Raw genomic sequence first — 14,275 nt, forward strand, 5'->3', positions numbered from 1 at the left:
ATTCAAGGGCCGGCTTAGTCTTTGGACATGTCAGGCGCATCAACCGCCTTCATGCCTACCACGTGATAGCCTGCATCGACGTGAAGGTTCTCGCCCGTGGTCCCTGATCCCAGGTCGGAAACCAGAAACAAAGCCGCTTTGCCCACGTCTTCAATCGTCACGTTCCGGCGCAGGGGCGAGTTATACTCGTTCCACTTCATAATGTAGCGGAAGTCACCGATACCGGAGGCGGCCAGCGTCTTGATCGGCCCGGCGCTGATCGCATTCACACGGATGCCATCCTTACCGAGGTCTTCGGCTAGGTACTTTACCGATGCCTCAAGCGCTGCCTTGGCGACACCCATCACATTATAATGCGGCATCACTTTTTCCGCGCCGTAATAGGTGAGTGTCAGCGCGCTGGCACCCGGTGTCATCATTTTTTCCGCGCGCTGCATGACCGCGGTAAAGGAGTAGACAGAGATATCCATCGACATCGCAAAATTGCCACGGCTGGTATCGACATAGCGGCCGCGAAGCTCGTTTTTGTCAGAAAATCCAATGGCGTGAACGACAAAGTCAATGCTCTCCCAGCGTTCTTTAAGATCATCGAAAAGAGCGTCAATCGACGCCTCGTCACCGACATCACAGGGCAGGACGATATCGCTGCCCAACTGCTGGGCCAATGGGCCAACCCGCTTTTTCAGGGCGTCGCCCTGATAGGAAAACGCAAGCTCCGCACCCGCGTCCGCCAAAGCACGGGCGACACCCCATGCGATGGATTTGTCATTGGCCAGACCCATGATCAGCCCGCGTTTGCCCTGCATCAGATCGTTCGCCATGCTCTATCCATCTTTGGTTGTCTTTGCTCTATCCCGTTTAGGCCATTGCGTGCAGACCATCAAGACTGCTGAGACCGGCCCAACTTCTTCTATTGTGGGTTGCAATGACCTACGGTCAAGCCGGAAAAAACCAAGCGCTCCGGCAGCTTTAGGTTGTTTGGTCATGTCTTATCATGTAGCTCTGAGGTACGTAGCGCCGGAATTTGTACGGCGACTGCGGTATTTGGAACCTAGGGTGTTTTGATGGCAGGTCGGTCTGGAAAATTTGCGGGCGAGGATCCGTTTGCGATTGTCCGCGAATGGATGACCGAGGCGGAAGCGTCTGAAATCAACGATCCCAATGCCATTGCGCTGTCCACTGTCGATTCGGACGGGCTTCCCAATGCCAGAATGGTATTGCTCAAGGATGTCGAAGACGACGCCTTTGTATTCTATACCAACTACGAAAGCCAAAAAGCGAAAGAGCTTGATCAGGGCGGCAAGGCTGCCTTTGTCATGCACTGGAAATCGCTACGCAGACAGGTGCGTGCGCGCGGTTTGATCACAAAAGAAGACGGGCCACAGGCGGATGAATATTACTCATCCCGGTCCCTCAAAAGCCGCCTTGGGGCTTGGGCCTCAAAGCAGTCGCAGCCGCTAAGCAGTCGCACGGCCCTTATGGCCGAGGTGGCAAAAGTTACGGCAACAAAGGGTACAAACCCGACCAGACCCCCGTTTTGGGGAGGCTATCGGTTGACGCCGCTAGAGATAGAGTTCTGGGCGGATGGGGATCACCGTTTGCACGACCGCTTTCAATGGCGGCGTGCATCTGTGGACGCCGGATGGGACGTGCAGCGGTTAAACCCGTAGCACGAATATTTGATTGAGTAATATGACCACCATTTTTACCCGCACGGGCTTCGATCCAATGGGACGCTACGGTGGAACGGTAATTGATGATCGGATGATCGAAGGTGATATGTGGTAGAAGACAGTAAGGATCAAGGATCGCAACCGCAAAGCGGTCAGCATGCGCCGGAGGGCGAGGATCATCGGCATATCGCCGGTGCGGTAAAGTGGTTCGATCCGGTAAAAGGCTTCGGTTTTGTCGTTGCAGACGAAGGCGGGCCGGATATCTTGTTGCATATCAATGTCCTGCGCAACTTCGGGCAAAGCTCGATTGCTGACGGCACCTCGATTGAACTTATGGTTCACGAGACGGGCCGCGGCGTTCAGGCCGTTCAGATTGTCGCGATCCATCCAGGCGAAAGCACGCAACCCGCGCCTTTGCCCGATATTGCAGGGCTGGATCAGGAAACGCTGCGTGCGGCCCCGTTGGAGCCTGCCCGGGTCAAGTGGTTCGACAAAGCCAAAGGCTTCGGTTTTGCAAATGTCTTTGGCAAGCCAGAGGATGTCTTTGTTCATGTAGAAGTGTTGCGCCAGTCCGGCCTGTCTGATCTACAACCCGGAGAGGCGCTTGCGTTGCGGGTAATTCAGGGTAAGCGCGGGCAAATGGCCGGTGAGGTTCAGGCATGGGAAACGGTGCTACAGTCCGACATTTCACAAAACGACTAAGCGCGGGTCTTCTGGCCTTTTGCGCTTTGGTACCCGCTGTCGCGGCGCAAACCTGTGATCCGCAGACGGTAGAGCTGCGCGGAGACTGGGGTTTGGCGCGCTTCACTGTCGAAATCGCGGACGATCCGGCAGAGCAGGCGCAGGGGTTGATGCACCGCACTGAAATGCCTTTGGGTGCGGGCATGTACTTTGTAAACGCAGCCCCGCGCACCACCAGCTTTTGGATGCGCAACACGCTGATCCCGCTCGACATGCTCTTTATCGACGCAAGCGGGATCGTCCAACATATCCACCACAATGCGATTCCCCTGGACGAGTCAGCGATTCCCGGCGGTGATGACATATTGACGGTTCTCGAAATCAACGGTGGACTGGCTGCAAGACTGGGGATTGAGAAGGGAAGCGAGGTCCGCCATCCCGCTCATGCCGCGTGGTCACCGGTCTGGCCGTGCTGATTTTCTAAGACAGGGCACATTTAGAGCCATTCAGGGCTTTTCATTCGTTTGAACTGTGGCTAAAGAAGCGGCAGTCGGAGCGTGGCGCAGCCTGGTAGCGCACCTGTTTTGGGTACAGGGGGTCGGAGGTTCGAATCCTCTCGCTCCGACCACTTCACCATATAATGATGAACCTGTTTGGCGTGATGGCGATTAAATCGCCTCGTGGGCTGTCGTAGTCATTTTTCTGCGCTGACCACACCGCCCGAAACGCGCTTCCGTCAAACACTATATCTAGATTAGCTCGGTCCGCTCTCTACCTGTTGTGGGGTAGAGCGCAGGGCTGTCCCTCCGATTCTGGTCACTCTCGGTGACGATCTGTTGCCTTTTTGTGCAGTGTGACATCGAACGCTAAAAAAAGTTGAAGGCGGGTCCCGCACACGGTTTATGCACTGGTGCCCTGTGGATAACTTCAAGTCCTGCCTCAACCTATGTGGCTAAATGTGCCGGGACATTTGACTATTTCGACTAGCACGCTGTTTGCGTTTTTGTACCCTGCTTGGGGATATTAACTTTATGAATCACTCTTGGGGACGCACCGCAAATTCTGCCAGTCCGTCAACCACAAGAATGCCAAAAATTTTCAAATAAATCCGTTGACCGAATGGGGCCGGATACGTCAGGTTGTGCAGGCCGACGATGACGCCACAACATATAGTGGTTAACGCTGAGGAGGCGCATCGAGGCACGAGAGCAGTTAGACGACGACCAATTCGATCAGATTCTGCATGTATCCGTAGGCAACACGCCTTTCGGGAACATGATTTTCGTGCCGGCAGTGAACGGGAACGGGGCAGACCCTTGGGTAGCTCATAAGTGACAACAGTTAGGACAGAGGCAGCGATAATGAAGATCGAACGCAAATTCACCAAGGCAAACCAGGACGCATACGCAGAACTGGATTTCATCACGACTGTCTCTGAAATCCGCAATCCGGACGGGTCGATCGTGTTCAAGCTGGACGACGTCGAAGTGCCGTCAAGCTGGAGCCAGGTGGCAAGCGACGTTATCGCACAGAAATATTTCCGCAAAGCCGGCGTGCCTTCCGCAGTCAAGAAGGTGAAAGAAAAGGGCGTTCCTGAATTCCTGTGGCGCTCGGTCCCAGCCGAAGGCGCGACCATGGGCGGCGAGACATCCTCCAAGCAGGTTTTCGACCGTCTTGCAGGTGCATGGTGCTACTGGGGCTGGAAGGGTGGCTATTTCACCAACGAAGAGGACGCGCGCGCCTACTACGACGAAATGCGCCATATCCTTGCTTCACAGCGCGGCGCGCCGAACTCCCCCCAGTGGTTCAACACCGGCCTGCACTGGGCCTACGGCATCGACGGACCTGCACAGGGTCACTACTATGTGGATTACCAGTCCGGCGAGCTGACACGCTCCACCTCGTCTTACGAACACCCACAGCCACACGCCTGCTTTATCCAGTCGGTAGGTGACGATCTGGTCGGTGACGGCGGCATCATGGATCTTTGGGTGCGCGAAGCACGCCTGTTCAAATATGGCTCCGGTACAGGTACCAACTTCTCCAGCCTGCGCGGTGCAGGTGAAAAGCTGTCAGGTGGCGGTAAGTCCTCCGGCCTCATGGGTTTTCTGAAAATCGGTGACCGTGCAGCGGGCGCGATCAAATCCGGCGGTACCACCCGCCGCGCGGCCAAGATGGTCATCGTCGATGCGGACCACCCCGATATCGAAGATTTCATTAACTGGAAGGTTCTCGAAGAGCAGAAAGTAGCGTCCATCGTTGCCGGCTCCAAGATGCACGAGCAAAAACTCAACCTGCTATTCGAAGCCATCAAAGGCTGGGACGGGGCAGAGGCAGACGCGTATGATCCTGCCAAGAACGATCAGTTGAAAGCGGCGGTGCGCGAGGCAAAAAAGGTCGCGATCCCCGAAACTTACGTAAAGCGCGTGCTGGATTATGCCAAGCAGGGCCACACCAGCATCGAATTCCCGACATATGACACGGATTGGGACTCTGAGGCGTATAACTCCGTCTCCGGTCAGAACTCCAACAACTCCATCCGCGTGACAAACGGCTTCCTCACGGCTGTTGAAAAAGACGCCGATTGGGAACTGATCGACCGTGTGACAGGTCGCGTCAGCAAAACCATCCGCGCCCGCGATCTGTGGGAGCAGGTCGGCCACGCCGCATGGGCCTGTGCCGATCCGGGCATCCAGTACCACGATACTGTGAACGACTGGCACACATGCCCCGAAGACGGCGCAATCCGTGGCTCAAACCCTTGTTCCGAATACATGTTCCTTGACGACACGGCTTGTAACCTTGCGTCCATGAACCTGCTGACCTTCCTTGAGGACGGCACGTTCAACGTCGAAGACTACATGCACGCCAGCCGCCTTTGGACCGTAACGCTGGAAATCTCCGTGATGATGGCGCAGTTCCCCTCCAAGGAAATTGCACAGCGTTCGTACGACTTCCGCACCTTGGGTCTGGGTTATGCAAACATCGGCGGTTTGCTGATGAACATGGGCTACTCTTATGACAGCGAAGAGGGCCGCGCACTTTGCGGGGCGCTGACAGCGATCATGACAGGCGTTGCCTATGCCACATCCGCTGAAATCGCCGGCGAGCTGGGCGCTTTCCCGGGCTACAAAAAGAACGCCGATCACATGCTGCGCGTTATGCGCAACCACCGCAACGCGGCTTACGGCAACGAAAACGGCTATGAAGAGCTGGCGATCAAGCCTGTGGCGCTGGATCACGACAACTGCCCGCAGCCGGGTCTGGTAGATGTGGCCATGTCCTGCTGGGACGAGGCGCTGAAGCTGGGTGAGGTACATGGTTACCGCAACGCCCAGACGTCTGTTATCGCGCCGACGGGAACAATCGGTCTGGTTATGGACTGTGACACCACAGGCATCGAACCCGACTTCGCACTGGTGAAGTTCAAGAAACTTGCGGGCGGTGGTTACTTTAAGATCATCAACCAATCCGTTCCGGCAGCACTGGAAAAGCTCGGTTACGGCTCAGCCCAGATCGAAGAGATCGTCGGCTACGCTGTGGGCCACGGCACCATCGGCAATGCCCCCGGCATCAACCACACCACGCTGATGGGCCACGGTTTCGGTCCCAACGAGCTTGCCAAGGTAGACGCGGCACTGGCGCAGGCGTTCGACATCCGCTTTGTGTTCAACCAGTGGACGCTGGGTGAGGAATTCTGCACCGGAGTTCTGGGCATCCCGGCCGAAAAGCTGAACGATCCTACATTCGATTTGCTGAAGTCTCTGGGCTTCTCCAAAGCAGACATTGACGCGGCCAACGACCACGTTTGCGGCACCATGACCCTCGAAGGGGCACCGCACCTGAAAGAAGAGCACTACAGCATCTTCGATTGTGCGAACCCCTGCGGCAAAAAGGGCAAGCGTTACCTGTCCGTCAACAGCCACATCTACATGATGGCTGCGGCGCAAAGCTTCATCTCCGGCGCGATCTCCAAGACGATCAACATGCCGAACGACGCAACCATCGAAGACTGCCAGAAGGCCTATGAACTCAGCTGGTCTTTGGGCATCAAGGCCAACGCGCTTTACCGTGACGGCTCCAAACTCAGCCAGCCTTTGGCGGCTTCGCTGGTCGAAGATGATGATGAAGCAGCAGAAGTGCTCGAATCCGGCTCCATGCAGGAAAAAGCAACTGTGTTGGCCGAAAAGATCGTCGAGAAGATCGTCATCAAAGAGGTCATCAACCGCAGCCGCGAAAAGATGCCTCAGCGCCGCAAGGGCTATACGCAAAAGGCAAACGTGGGCGGTCACAAGGTGTACCTGCGCACCGGTGAATACGAAGACGGCAAGCTCGGTGAAATCTTCATCGACATGCACAAGGAAGGGGCGGGCTTCCGCGCCATGATGAACAACTTCGCCATCGCGGTGTCTGTTGGTCTTCAGTACGGCGTGCCGCTTGAGGAATTCGTTGATGCCTTCACCTTCACCAAGTTCGAGCCGGCAGGCATGGTCCAAGGTAACGACAGCATCAAGAACGCGACCTCGATCCTCGACTATATCTTCCGCGAGCTGGCGGTTTCCTACCTCGACCGCACCGATCTGGCACATGTGAAACCCGAAGGGGCCACATTCGACGATCTGGGCAAGGGCGAAGAGGAAGAGAACGTCGGCAACGTGGCAGAACTGTCCGAAAATGCGGCCAGCCGGTCACTGGAAGTGCTCAAGCAGATCAGCTCAAGCGGCTACCTGCGCAACCGTCCCCCACAGGAGCTGGTTCTGCTTCAAGGCGGCATGGAGAGCATGACGATGGCACCGCAGATGGACACCGGCAGCGTTGCCGTGGCCATGACTTCGACCACCTCCGTCGCCTCCGGTGCCGTGTCGCTTGACGCCCGTACCAAAGCCAAGATGCAAGGCTATGAAGGCGAAGCCTGTGGCGAATGCGGCAACTACACGCTAGTGCGCAACGGCACCTGCATGAAGTGCAACACCTGCGGCGGCACAAGCGGCTGTAGCTGATAAAGGAACAGGGTGGGGTGCGGATGTACCCCACCAGAGACCGGGTGGGTTCTCGCGCATCGCTTTGCGATACGCTGCCACCCATTCCGCGCCCCAGCTGTGCTGGGACGCTTAACACGGAGCGGATGCGTTCGCTCTGGACGACGTTCAGGCCGCAGGCAAAACAAACACCGAGCGGTTAACAAATGGAGCTTGAACGGCGAAACTAGGGAGAGCTTCGGCTCTCCCTTTCTTCTTTTCGAGTACGAAGCGCGCTGGCTCCACATTTGCTTAAACAAATGTTCTGTCAGAGGAGTGTGCCTTTGCTACGCAAAGACCCACGTGAACGGCGAAACTAGGGAGAGCTCCGGCTCTCCCTTTCTTCTTTTCAAACCCCGTCAAAGCAACTCCACCACCGACCCTTCGAGCCCGATCTCCTTGCGCAACCGTGCACGCGCACGTCCCAGTCGGGACATCACCGTGCCCCTGGGAAGCCCCGTTCGATCTGCCAATACCTGCGGGCTGGTTTCTCCAGCCATGACCAGTCGCATCAGGCGCGCCTGATCGTCGGGCAGGCGGTCGATGGCGGTTTGAAGTTCCGCGCAGGCGATGCGGGCAGGGGCCAGCGGCACGGCGATGGCCATATCTTCGGTCAACTCTTCCGTCATCCGTCTGCTGCGCCATCTTTGACGCACCAGATTGTGCAGCAACACCATCGCATACTTCTCCGGCGCATCCACATCGTGGCCCGTTTGCAAATGCTGAAGCATCTTCAGGCAGGCTTCCTGCGCCAGATCCTGCGCTGTGTCGTCGCTTTGGGTCAGGCGGCGGGCACGGCGGTGCAGCTTGGGTAACAGATCAGCCAGCAACTGTGGCTCCGGCAATAGCGTGTGCATCTTAACCTCCATGGTGCATGTCGCCCACAGCATGACAGGTCCACGCCATTCAACCAGTGGGGGAATTTCCGCCGATCGCAGCGGCAGGGGCTTTTTGGGCAAGGCACCGCGCATCGAGCAGGCTGCAATCGGCAGGCCCCCGCGTGTGAAAGGGCATGGCGGGATGCAAAGGCGTCCTGATGCATCTGTCTTGGGGAAGGCGGCAAAGCCTTCGATCAAATCATATCCTTAAAGGGAGTATCCACATGACCAATACATTCCGACTGACCGCCATCGCCATTACCGCACTTTGCGTGCCAGCCTTCGCCATGGGTGCAGGTGCGGCAGAAGTCGATGCAAACGGTGACGGTATCCTTAGCGTGGCAGAAGTGCAGGCGGTTTATCCTGACGTCACAGCCGAGCAATTCTCGGCAATGGACCTCAATGCAGACGGTGCTTTGGATGATGGTGAGGTCATCGCCGCGCAGGAAGCCGGCATGATGCCCGCACCCAGCGAAGGCTGATCCAACCGTCTGAGCGTGCGCGGGACTGGCAGCGGCCCCGTGGATGACGCGCAAGATAAAGGACCGGCAGCGAAAATTGCCGGTCCTGATTGTATATCGACCCCTTACGCGGGCAAGTGAATGTTAAACCTCTCACGGATTGCTTTGTCCGTGACCGGATCAAACCGTGCCTGTGAGCGCTGGCTCAAGATTTCTTCCTTGCGGCGGGTGGCGTTTGGCACCAGTTCGGGCTTGCCTAATTCTTCCCACTCCTTGGGCGAAGACCGGTTACCGAGCGCGGGGTAGACGTGATCGGTTTCCATACGGCTCAGTGTCTGTTCGGTGCCCAGATAATGACCCGGACCGCCGATGCAAACCTCGCGCATCTGGTCAAGCGCCAGCGTTTCCTCATTCACCTCGATGCCGCGTACACAACGCAGGGCCTGCCCGATCAGATCATCGCCAAGGATCAGCGATTCATGGCAAAAGCCCAACAGGGAGGCGTGCATACCTGCCGCCTCATAGACCATGTTCAAACCAGACAGCCCCGCCATCACGTTGGAGCACATCTGCTCCCATCCGGCCTGCATGTCAGGCATCTTTGCATCCGCAATACCTGCCGCCGCACCACCCGGCACACCATAGAAATGGTGCATCTGTGCGCAGCCCGCTGTCAGCAGCGCCTGTTCGCCCGATCCGCCGGTCATCGCACCGGATCGCAGGTCCAGCCCGAAGGGCCACGTGCCAAAGACCGCCGGATGCCCCGGTTTCACTGCGTTGACGTAGACCAGACCGGCCAGACATTCGGCGACGGCCTGTACAATCGCGCCTGCCACGGTAGAGGGGGCTGTGGCACCGGCCATGCCCGCGCTCAACAGCAGCACCGGCATACCGCCCTCGATACAAGCCTCCATCACCTGACAGCTTTCGGTGGCGAATTTCATCGGCGGGACAACAAAGCAGTTCGAATTCAGCACGAAGGGACGTTCGCGCCATTTGTCTTCGCCGCCTGCGATCATGTGCAACATCTCAAGGGCGTCTTTGACATAAGCCGGATCGGTAAAGGACGTGCCCACATGTTTGGTCGTGCCAGAGCAGCAGGCGTAGATGGTGTTGATGTCCATTTCGGCATTGTCGGTGATGTCACGGCACACCATAGGGCGTTGCAGAAAGTGAATGTTGTCCAGAACATCGGTGATCCGTGCTGCATCATGCAGGTCCTGCACGCCACATTCGCGGTAATTGTTGCCGGCGACATCCACCAGATGCACAGCGGCACCGGCGGTGCCATAGTGCACGCGGTTGCCTGATAGCTGCAGATCACGCGCGGGGTCACGGGCAAACAACGTGACACTACGGTTGGCCTTGGCCAGCGTATCCTCAACCAACGCGCGGGGAAAACGGATGCGTCCGTCATCGCCAAGGAGTGCACCGCCACCTGTCAGATATGCCACGCCCGAGGGGGGCGCGTCACACAGCCCTATGGTTTCCAGCGCGTCCAGTGCGGCAGTGTGGATCGCTTGCATGTCCGCATCAGAGAGCGGGCGGTACTGTCCGCCCTCCATGCCGGGGCGGATGGGCCGCATGTGCGCGGCCAATGGTGCAGCGCGCGCGGCACGGCGGGCCGCACGGCCGCCGCTACGAAGAGGTGTTTGATCTGTCATGGTAACTGTCCATTAAAGGGGAAAAGGAAAGGTGGCTTCAATCCCGTTCCGGTGCCCCTCTGGCGGCACGGCCCCGCTCGGCTCCGATGGTGCGACAGACGCGGATGATGATGCATAGGTCAGATGTCATAGCGCGCTCCTCACAGATAAATCTGCAAAGTCGCGCGCGGCCATTCTGTCCCGTTTACGCCACGCAGGCCTGTTTGCGACCCATGCAACTGCAGCATTCCGTCGATCGGTTCCCGCTTAATCCGGTAACATCTCTGCGATGCGCTGGTTTTGGCTGACCGGATTGGTCCGAATTTGCAACTAACCGCCCACTTCAAAATGATATCCGGGCACCTCTGGAACTTTTTGCACTGCAGCAACATTTCCTTCCTGATCCCACCGCAAAGCGTGGGGTGTCGCGCAAAAGCGCGGCAAATGTTTAAAGGAGCAGACCAGATGAAACGCTTTACCAAATACGCACTTCCCGCAGCCATCGGCGCATTCGCAATCGGCAGCTACGCCCAGGCGGGTAGCCTTGAGCAGACCACAGCTGACCCACAAGTGATTTCACCACCCGTATTGCCGGTAGCCCCTGCCAGCGACTGGACCGGCTTCTACACCGGTCTTCAGCTGGGGTATGCTGATATGGACGGTATCGACCCGCTGGATGGCCACAACGAAACATACGGTTTCCACGCCGGTTACGACTATGATTTCGGTGACTTCGTACTTGGCGGCGAATTGGATTACGACAAGACGGATGTTGATCTCGGTGGCGCTGCAAACGTCGATTCTGTGGCCCGCGTTAAAGTTAAAGGCGGCTATGACCTCGGCAACACACTGATCTACGCAACTGCAGGTGCCGCGCGCGCAGACACTTCCGTGGGTGACGAAACCGGCCCCTTCGCAGGTATCGGCGTCAGCTACAAAGTGACCGAACAGTACACAATCGGTGCCGAACTGCTGGAACACCGCTTTGACGACGTCGGCGGTGCGGCAGGTAACGATCTGGACGCGACTACGCTGACCGTACGCGGCTCGCTGCGCTTCTGAGAACCAGACGACAAAAGATGCGCGTGATGGTTCACGCGCATCTTGTTTATTGCTTGGCGATCAGGCTTTCCGCAAAGCCGCACAGTGTCTGCAAGGATTGCTCGAACCGGCTGTCTTCAATCGTCATGGCGACGCGCAGGTGACCGCCAGCCGCCTGTCCAAAGCTCTCTCCGGGCATCACCGCGATATGATGTGCTTCCAACAGCGCATAGGCGAAATCCTCGCCGCTCATCCCGGTCGACCGCACATCCAGCATCAAATACATTGCACCATCCGCTGGCACCATGCTTACCGCATTCTGCCGCGACAGCACCTTGTGCGCAATCTCGCGCCTGCGCCGGAAGGGCTCCGCGATTTCGGCCTCGAACGTCGGCCCCAGCTCAAGCGCAAACAAGGCAGCATCCTGGATATAGCCGGGCACGCCGTAGGTAGTATGTGTGGCCAGATTGATCATGCCCTCGATCATTTCGGGCGGCCCCACGATCCAGCCAATCCGTGATCCTGTCATCGCGTGGGATTTCGACATCGAACCGACAACCAGCGTTCGCTCTGCCATGCCGGGCAGGGCGCGGGGGCTCAGATGCTCTCCTTCCCAGATTTGCGTGTCATAAACTTCGTCAGACACCAGCCAGAGGTCGTGATCGCGGCAGACCTGCGCGATCCCTTCCATGGTGGCACGGGTATAAACGACACCAGTAGGGTTGTTAGGCGAATTGACCAGAAGCGACTTTGCGCCTTGCGCCTTGGCCGCGATATCTTCTGCGCGGGGCTGAAACGCGTCCTGGGCATGGGCCTGCACGGCAACAGGATGGGCACTGACACCACGCAGCGTGCCGGGGTAGGTCGCATAGAAAGGATCGATATAAAGGGCCGTATCACCGGGATCACAGACCGCAAAATGCGCCGCATAAAGCGCCGACTGTCCGCCGGGGGTGATCAGCACATTGTCGCGGGTGGTCGCAACGCCGCTTTGCTCTTGGACGCGGGTCGCAACAGCGTCGCGCAATGCGGGCACGCCGGGAATGGAGGCATAGCCCGTATGTCCGGCCATCGCCGCCCGGTGCATGTCTTGCAAAATGGGGGCGGCGGTGCGGATGTCATGTTCGCCGATGCTCAGCTCGGTCACAGGCGTGCCCGCAGCGATCATCTCGCGTGCCTTGTTGAACACATCCCATCCGTCTGATCCACCGCCCAAAATGTTCGTGATCCGTGTCGATGCCTGCATGATTACCCCTTTCGCTGTTGTCGCGCAGGGGCGCAGAGGCGGTCCAGATTGTCAATCAGGTGTTGACCAAAGCACGCTTGCCGCGCTACCCCGTTCCTATGACAATGATGATGTGCATTATTACCTGCCCCATTACCGTTTGAGATTTTTCTCGCGGGCCGTCATCCATGTCGTTTCAAATCAGACTGATATGTGGCAAGCCCGCGTGACCCGTGCGCGAGGAAGACCCCATGACCGAGATCACGCTTTATAATACCAAGACACGCCGCAAAGAGCTGTTTACGCCGCTGCGCGAAGACGATGTGCGCATGTATGTCTGCGGACCAACGGTCTATGACCGCGCCCATATTGGCAACGCGCGGCCTGTAATTGTCTTTGACTTGCTCTACCGTCTGCTGCGCCACGTCTACGGGCCGGATCATGTCACATACGTGCGCAATTTCACGGATGTGGATGACAAGATCAATGCACGTGCTGCGCAAAGTGGCCGTCCGATCAGTGACATCACGGCCGAGACGGCGCAGTGGTTTCTGGACGATATGGCCGCTGTCGGTGCCTTGCAGCCTTCGATCAAGGGCGAGGCACACCAAAAAGCCATGCCCCGCGCCACGGCATATATTGATGAAATGATCGCGATGATCGAAGATCTGATCGCCAAGGACCACGCCTATGCCGCCGAAGGTCATGTGCTGTTTCGTGTGCGCTCTTATGCGCAGTATGGCGCGTTATCTGGCCGCTCGGTCGATGATATGATCGCAGGTGCGCGGGTCGAAGTGGCCCCCTACAAAGAAGACCCGATGGACTTTGTCCTGTGGAAGCCCTCAGACGCGGAAACTCCCGGTTGGGACAGCCCATGGGGCAGGGGGCGTCCGGGTTGGCACATCGAATGCTCCGCCATGGCTGAGGCGCTGCTGGGGTCCGAGTTCGACATCCACGGTGGTGGTAACGACCTGACGTTCCCGCACCACGAAAACGAAATTGCACAAAGCAAATGCGCGGGCCACGGCTTTGCCAATGTGTGGATGCACAACGAGATGTTGCAGGTCGAGGGCAAGAAGATGTCCAAGTCGCTTGGCAATTTTTTTACGGTCCGCGATCTGCTGGATCAGGGTGTGCCGGGCGAAGTGATCCGGTTTGTGTTCCTCAGCACGCATTACCGCAAGCCCATGGATTGGACCGAAAAGAAACGGGCCGAGGCGGAGAAGACCTTGCGCAAGTGGTACACGCAGGTTGCCGGTGGCGAAACGGGCCAACCGCCCGCCGAAGTGATGGCGCTGCTGGGCGATGACCTGAACACGCATGGTGTGTTGACAGAATGCCACCGCCTGAGCGCCGAAAACGATATTGCTGGCCTGCGCGCAGCGTTGAGCGTGATGGGTCTTCTGGCGGACAAGATACCGGACTGGGCTATTGAGCAGGCGTTTGATCTGACCGACATCGAAGCATTCCTGAGCGATGCACGGGTGACGGCGATGGAGACCAAGGACTTTGCCGAAGTCGACCGGATCAAGTCTGCACTCACGGCAGTCGGGATCGAGGTACAGATGAGCAAGGACGGCGTGAAGCTGACAGCCCCTGCGGGTTTCGACCGCTCCGATCTGGAGGGCATCCTGTGAAAAACGGTTCTGGCACCG

Annotated in this window: 11 protein-coding genes and 1 tRNA gene; 8 read left to right on the plus strand and 4 right to left on the minus strand. The window is 57.8% G+C overall.

What is annotated here, in order from left to right; all coding sequences use genetic code 11:
* Positions 1-14 precede the first annotated feature (14 nt).
* On the minus strand, positions 15-821 hold the full coding sequence (gene fabI / locus Z946_RS0118015) for an enoyl-ACP reductase FabI (RefSeq protein WP_025057118.1): 807 nt from the start codon (positions 819-821) through the stop codon (positions 15-17).
* 243 nt (positions 822-1,064) lie between these two features.
* Here fabI and pdxH point away from each other — a divergent pair, with 243 nt between their 5' ends.
* The 5 genes from pdxH to Z946_RS0118045 all read left to right on the plus strand — a co-directional run bounded on the left by pdxH (position 1,065) and on the right by Z946_RS0118045 (position 7,354).
* A complete protein-coding gene (pdxH, locus tag Z946_RS0118020) occupies positions 1,065-1,670 on the plus strand; it encodes a pyridoxamine 5'-phosphate oxidase (RefSeq protein WP_025057119.1) in 606 nt (201 codons plus the stop codon).
* Between the two features lie 189 nt (positions 1,671-1,859).
* On the plus strand, positions 1,860-2,375 hold the full coding sequence (locus Z946_RS0118030; RefSeq protein WP_037969959.1) for a cold-shock protein: 516 nt from the start codon (positions 1,860-1,862) through the stop codon (positions 2,373-2,375).
* Complete coding sequence (locus tag Z946_RS0118035; protein ID WP_025057121.1) at positions 2,333-2,830, plus strand: DUF192 domain-containing protein; 498 nt, start codon at positions 2,333-2,335, stop codon at positions 2,828-2,830. Before Z946_RS0118030 ends, Z946_RS0118035 begins: the two co-directional genes overlap by 43 nt.
* A gap of 75 nt (positions 2,831-2,905) precedes the next feature.
* A tRNA-Pro gene (locus Z946_RS0118040) sits at positions 2,906-2,982 on the plus strand.
* Between the two features lie 733 nt (positions 2,983-3,715).
* The gene (locus tag Z946_RS0118045) at positions 3,716-7,354 is read left to right on the plus strand and encodes a vitamin B12-dependent ribonucleotide reductase (protein WP_025057122.1); all 3,639 of its coding nucleotides are present in this window, start codon (positions 3,716-3,718) and stop codon (positions 7,352-7,354) included.
* Positions 7,355-7,731: 377 nt separating this feature from the next.
* Here the strand turns inward: Z946_RS0118045 and Z946_RS0118050 are convergent, their stop codons facing one another.
* Positions 7,732-8,448: an RNA polymerase sigma factor gene (locus Z946_RS0118050; protein ID WP_025057123.1), complete on the minus strand. Its 717-nt coding sequence runs from the start codon at positions 8,446-8,448 to the stop codon at positions 7,732-7,734.
* Between the two features lie 26 nt (positions 8,449-8,474).
* On the opposite strand from Z946_RS0118050, the gene Z946_RS0118055 reads away from it, so the two are divergent.
* Positions 8,475-8,732, plus strand: coding sequence for an EF-hand domain-containing protein (locus Z946_RS0118055; RefSeq protein WP_025057124.1), 258 nt, complete (start codon positions 8,475-8,477; stop codon positions 8,730-8,732).
* 104 nt (positions 8,733-8,836) lie between these two features.
* Here the strand turns inward: Z946_RS0118055 and Z946_RS0118060 are convergent, their stop codons facing one another.
* Positions 8,837-10,375, minus strand: coding sequence for a trimethylamine methyltransferase family protein (locus Z946_RS0118060; RefSeq protein WP_025057125.1), 1,539 nt, complete (start codon positions 10,373-10,375; stop codon positions 8,837-8,839).
* A gap of 444 nt (positions 10,376-10,819) precedes the next feature.
* On the opposite strand from Z946_RS0118060, the gene Z946_RS0118070 reads away from it, so the two are divergent.
* Positions 10,820-11,416 carry an outer membrane protein gene (locus Z946_RS0118070; protein WP_025057127.1) on the plus strand — a complete coding sequence of 199 codons (597 nt, stop codon included), beginning with the start codon at positions 10,820-10,822 and terminating at the stop codon, positions 11,414-11,416.
* Between the two features lie 46 nt (positions 11,417-11,462).
* Here the strand turns inward: Z946_RS0118070 and Z946_RS0118075 are convergent, their stop codons facing one another.
* Positions 11,463-12,641 carry a pyridoxal phosphate-dependent aminotransferase gene (locus Z946_RS0118075; RefSeq protein WP_025057128.1) on the minus strand — a complete coding sequence of 393 codons (1,179 nt, stop codon included), beginning with the start codon at positions 12,639-12,641 and terminating at the stop codon, positions 11,463-11,465.
* Between the two features lie 230 nt (positions 12,642-12,871).
* Between Z946_RS0118075 and cysS the strand changes: the two genes are divergently transcribed.
* Complete coding sequence (gene cysS / locus Z946_RS0118080) at positions 12,872-14,257, plus strand: cysteine--tRNA ligase (RefSeq protein ID WP_025057129.1); 1,386 nt, start codon at positions 12,872-12,874, stop codon at positions 14,255-14,257.
* The last annotated feature ends 18 nt before the right edge of the window (positions 14,258-14,275 follow it).

This window comes from Sulfitobacter noctilucicola (assembly GCF_000622385.1).
In the GTDB taxonomy this organism is placed as follows: Bacteria; Pseudomonadota; Alphaproteobacteria; order Rhodobacterales; family Rhodobacteraceae; genus Sulfitobacter; species Sulfitobacter noctilucicola.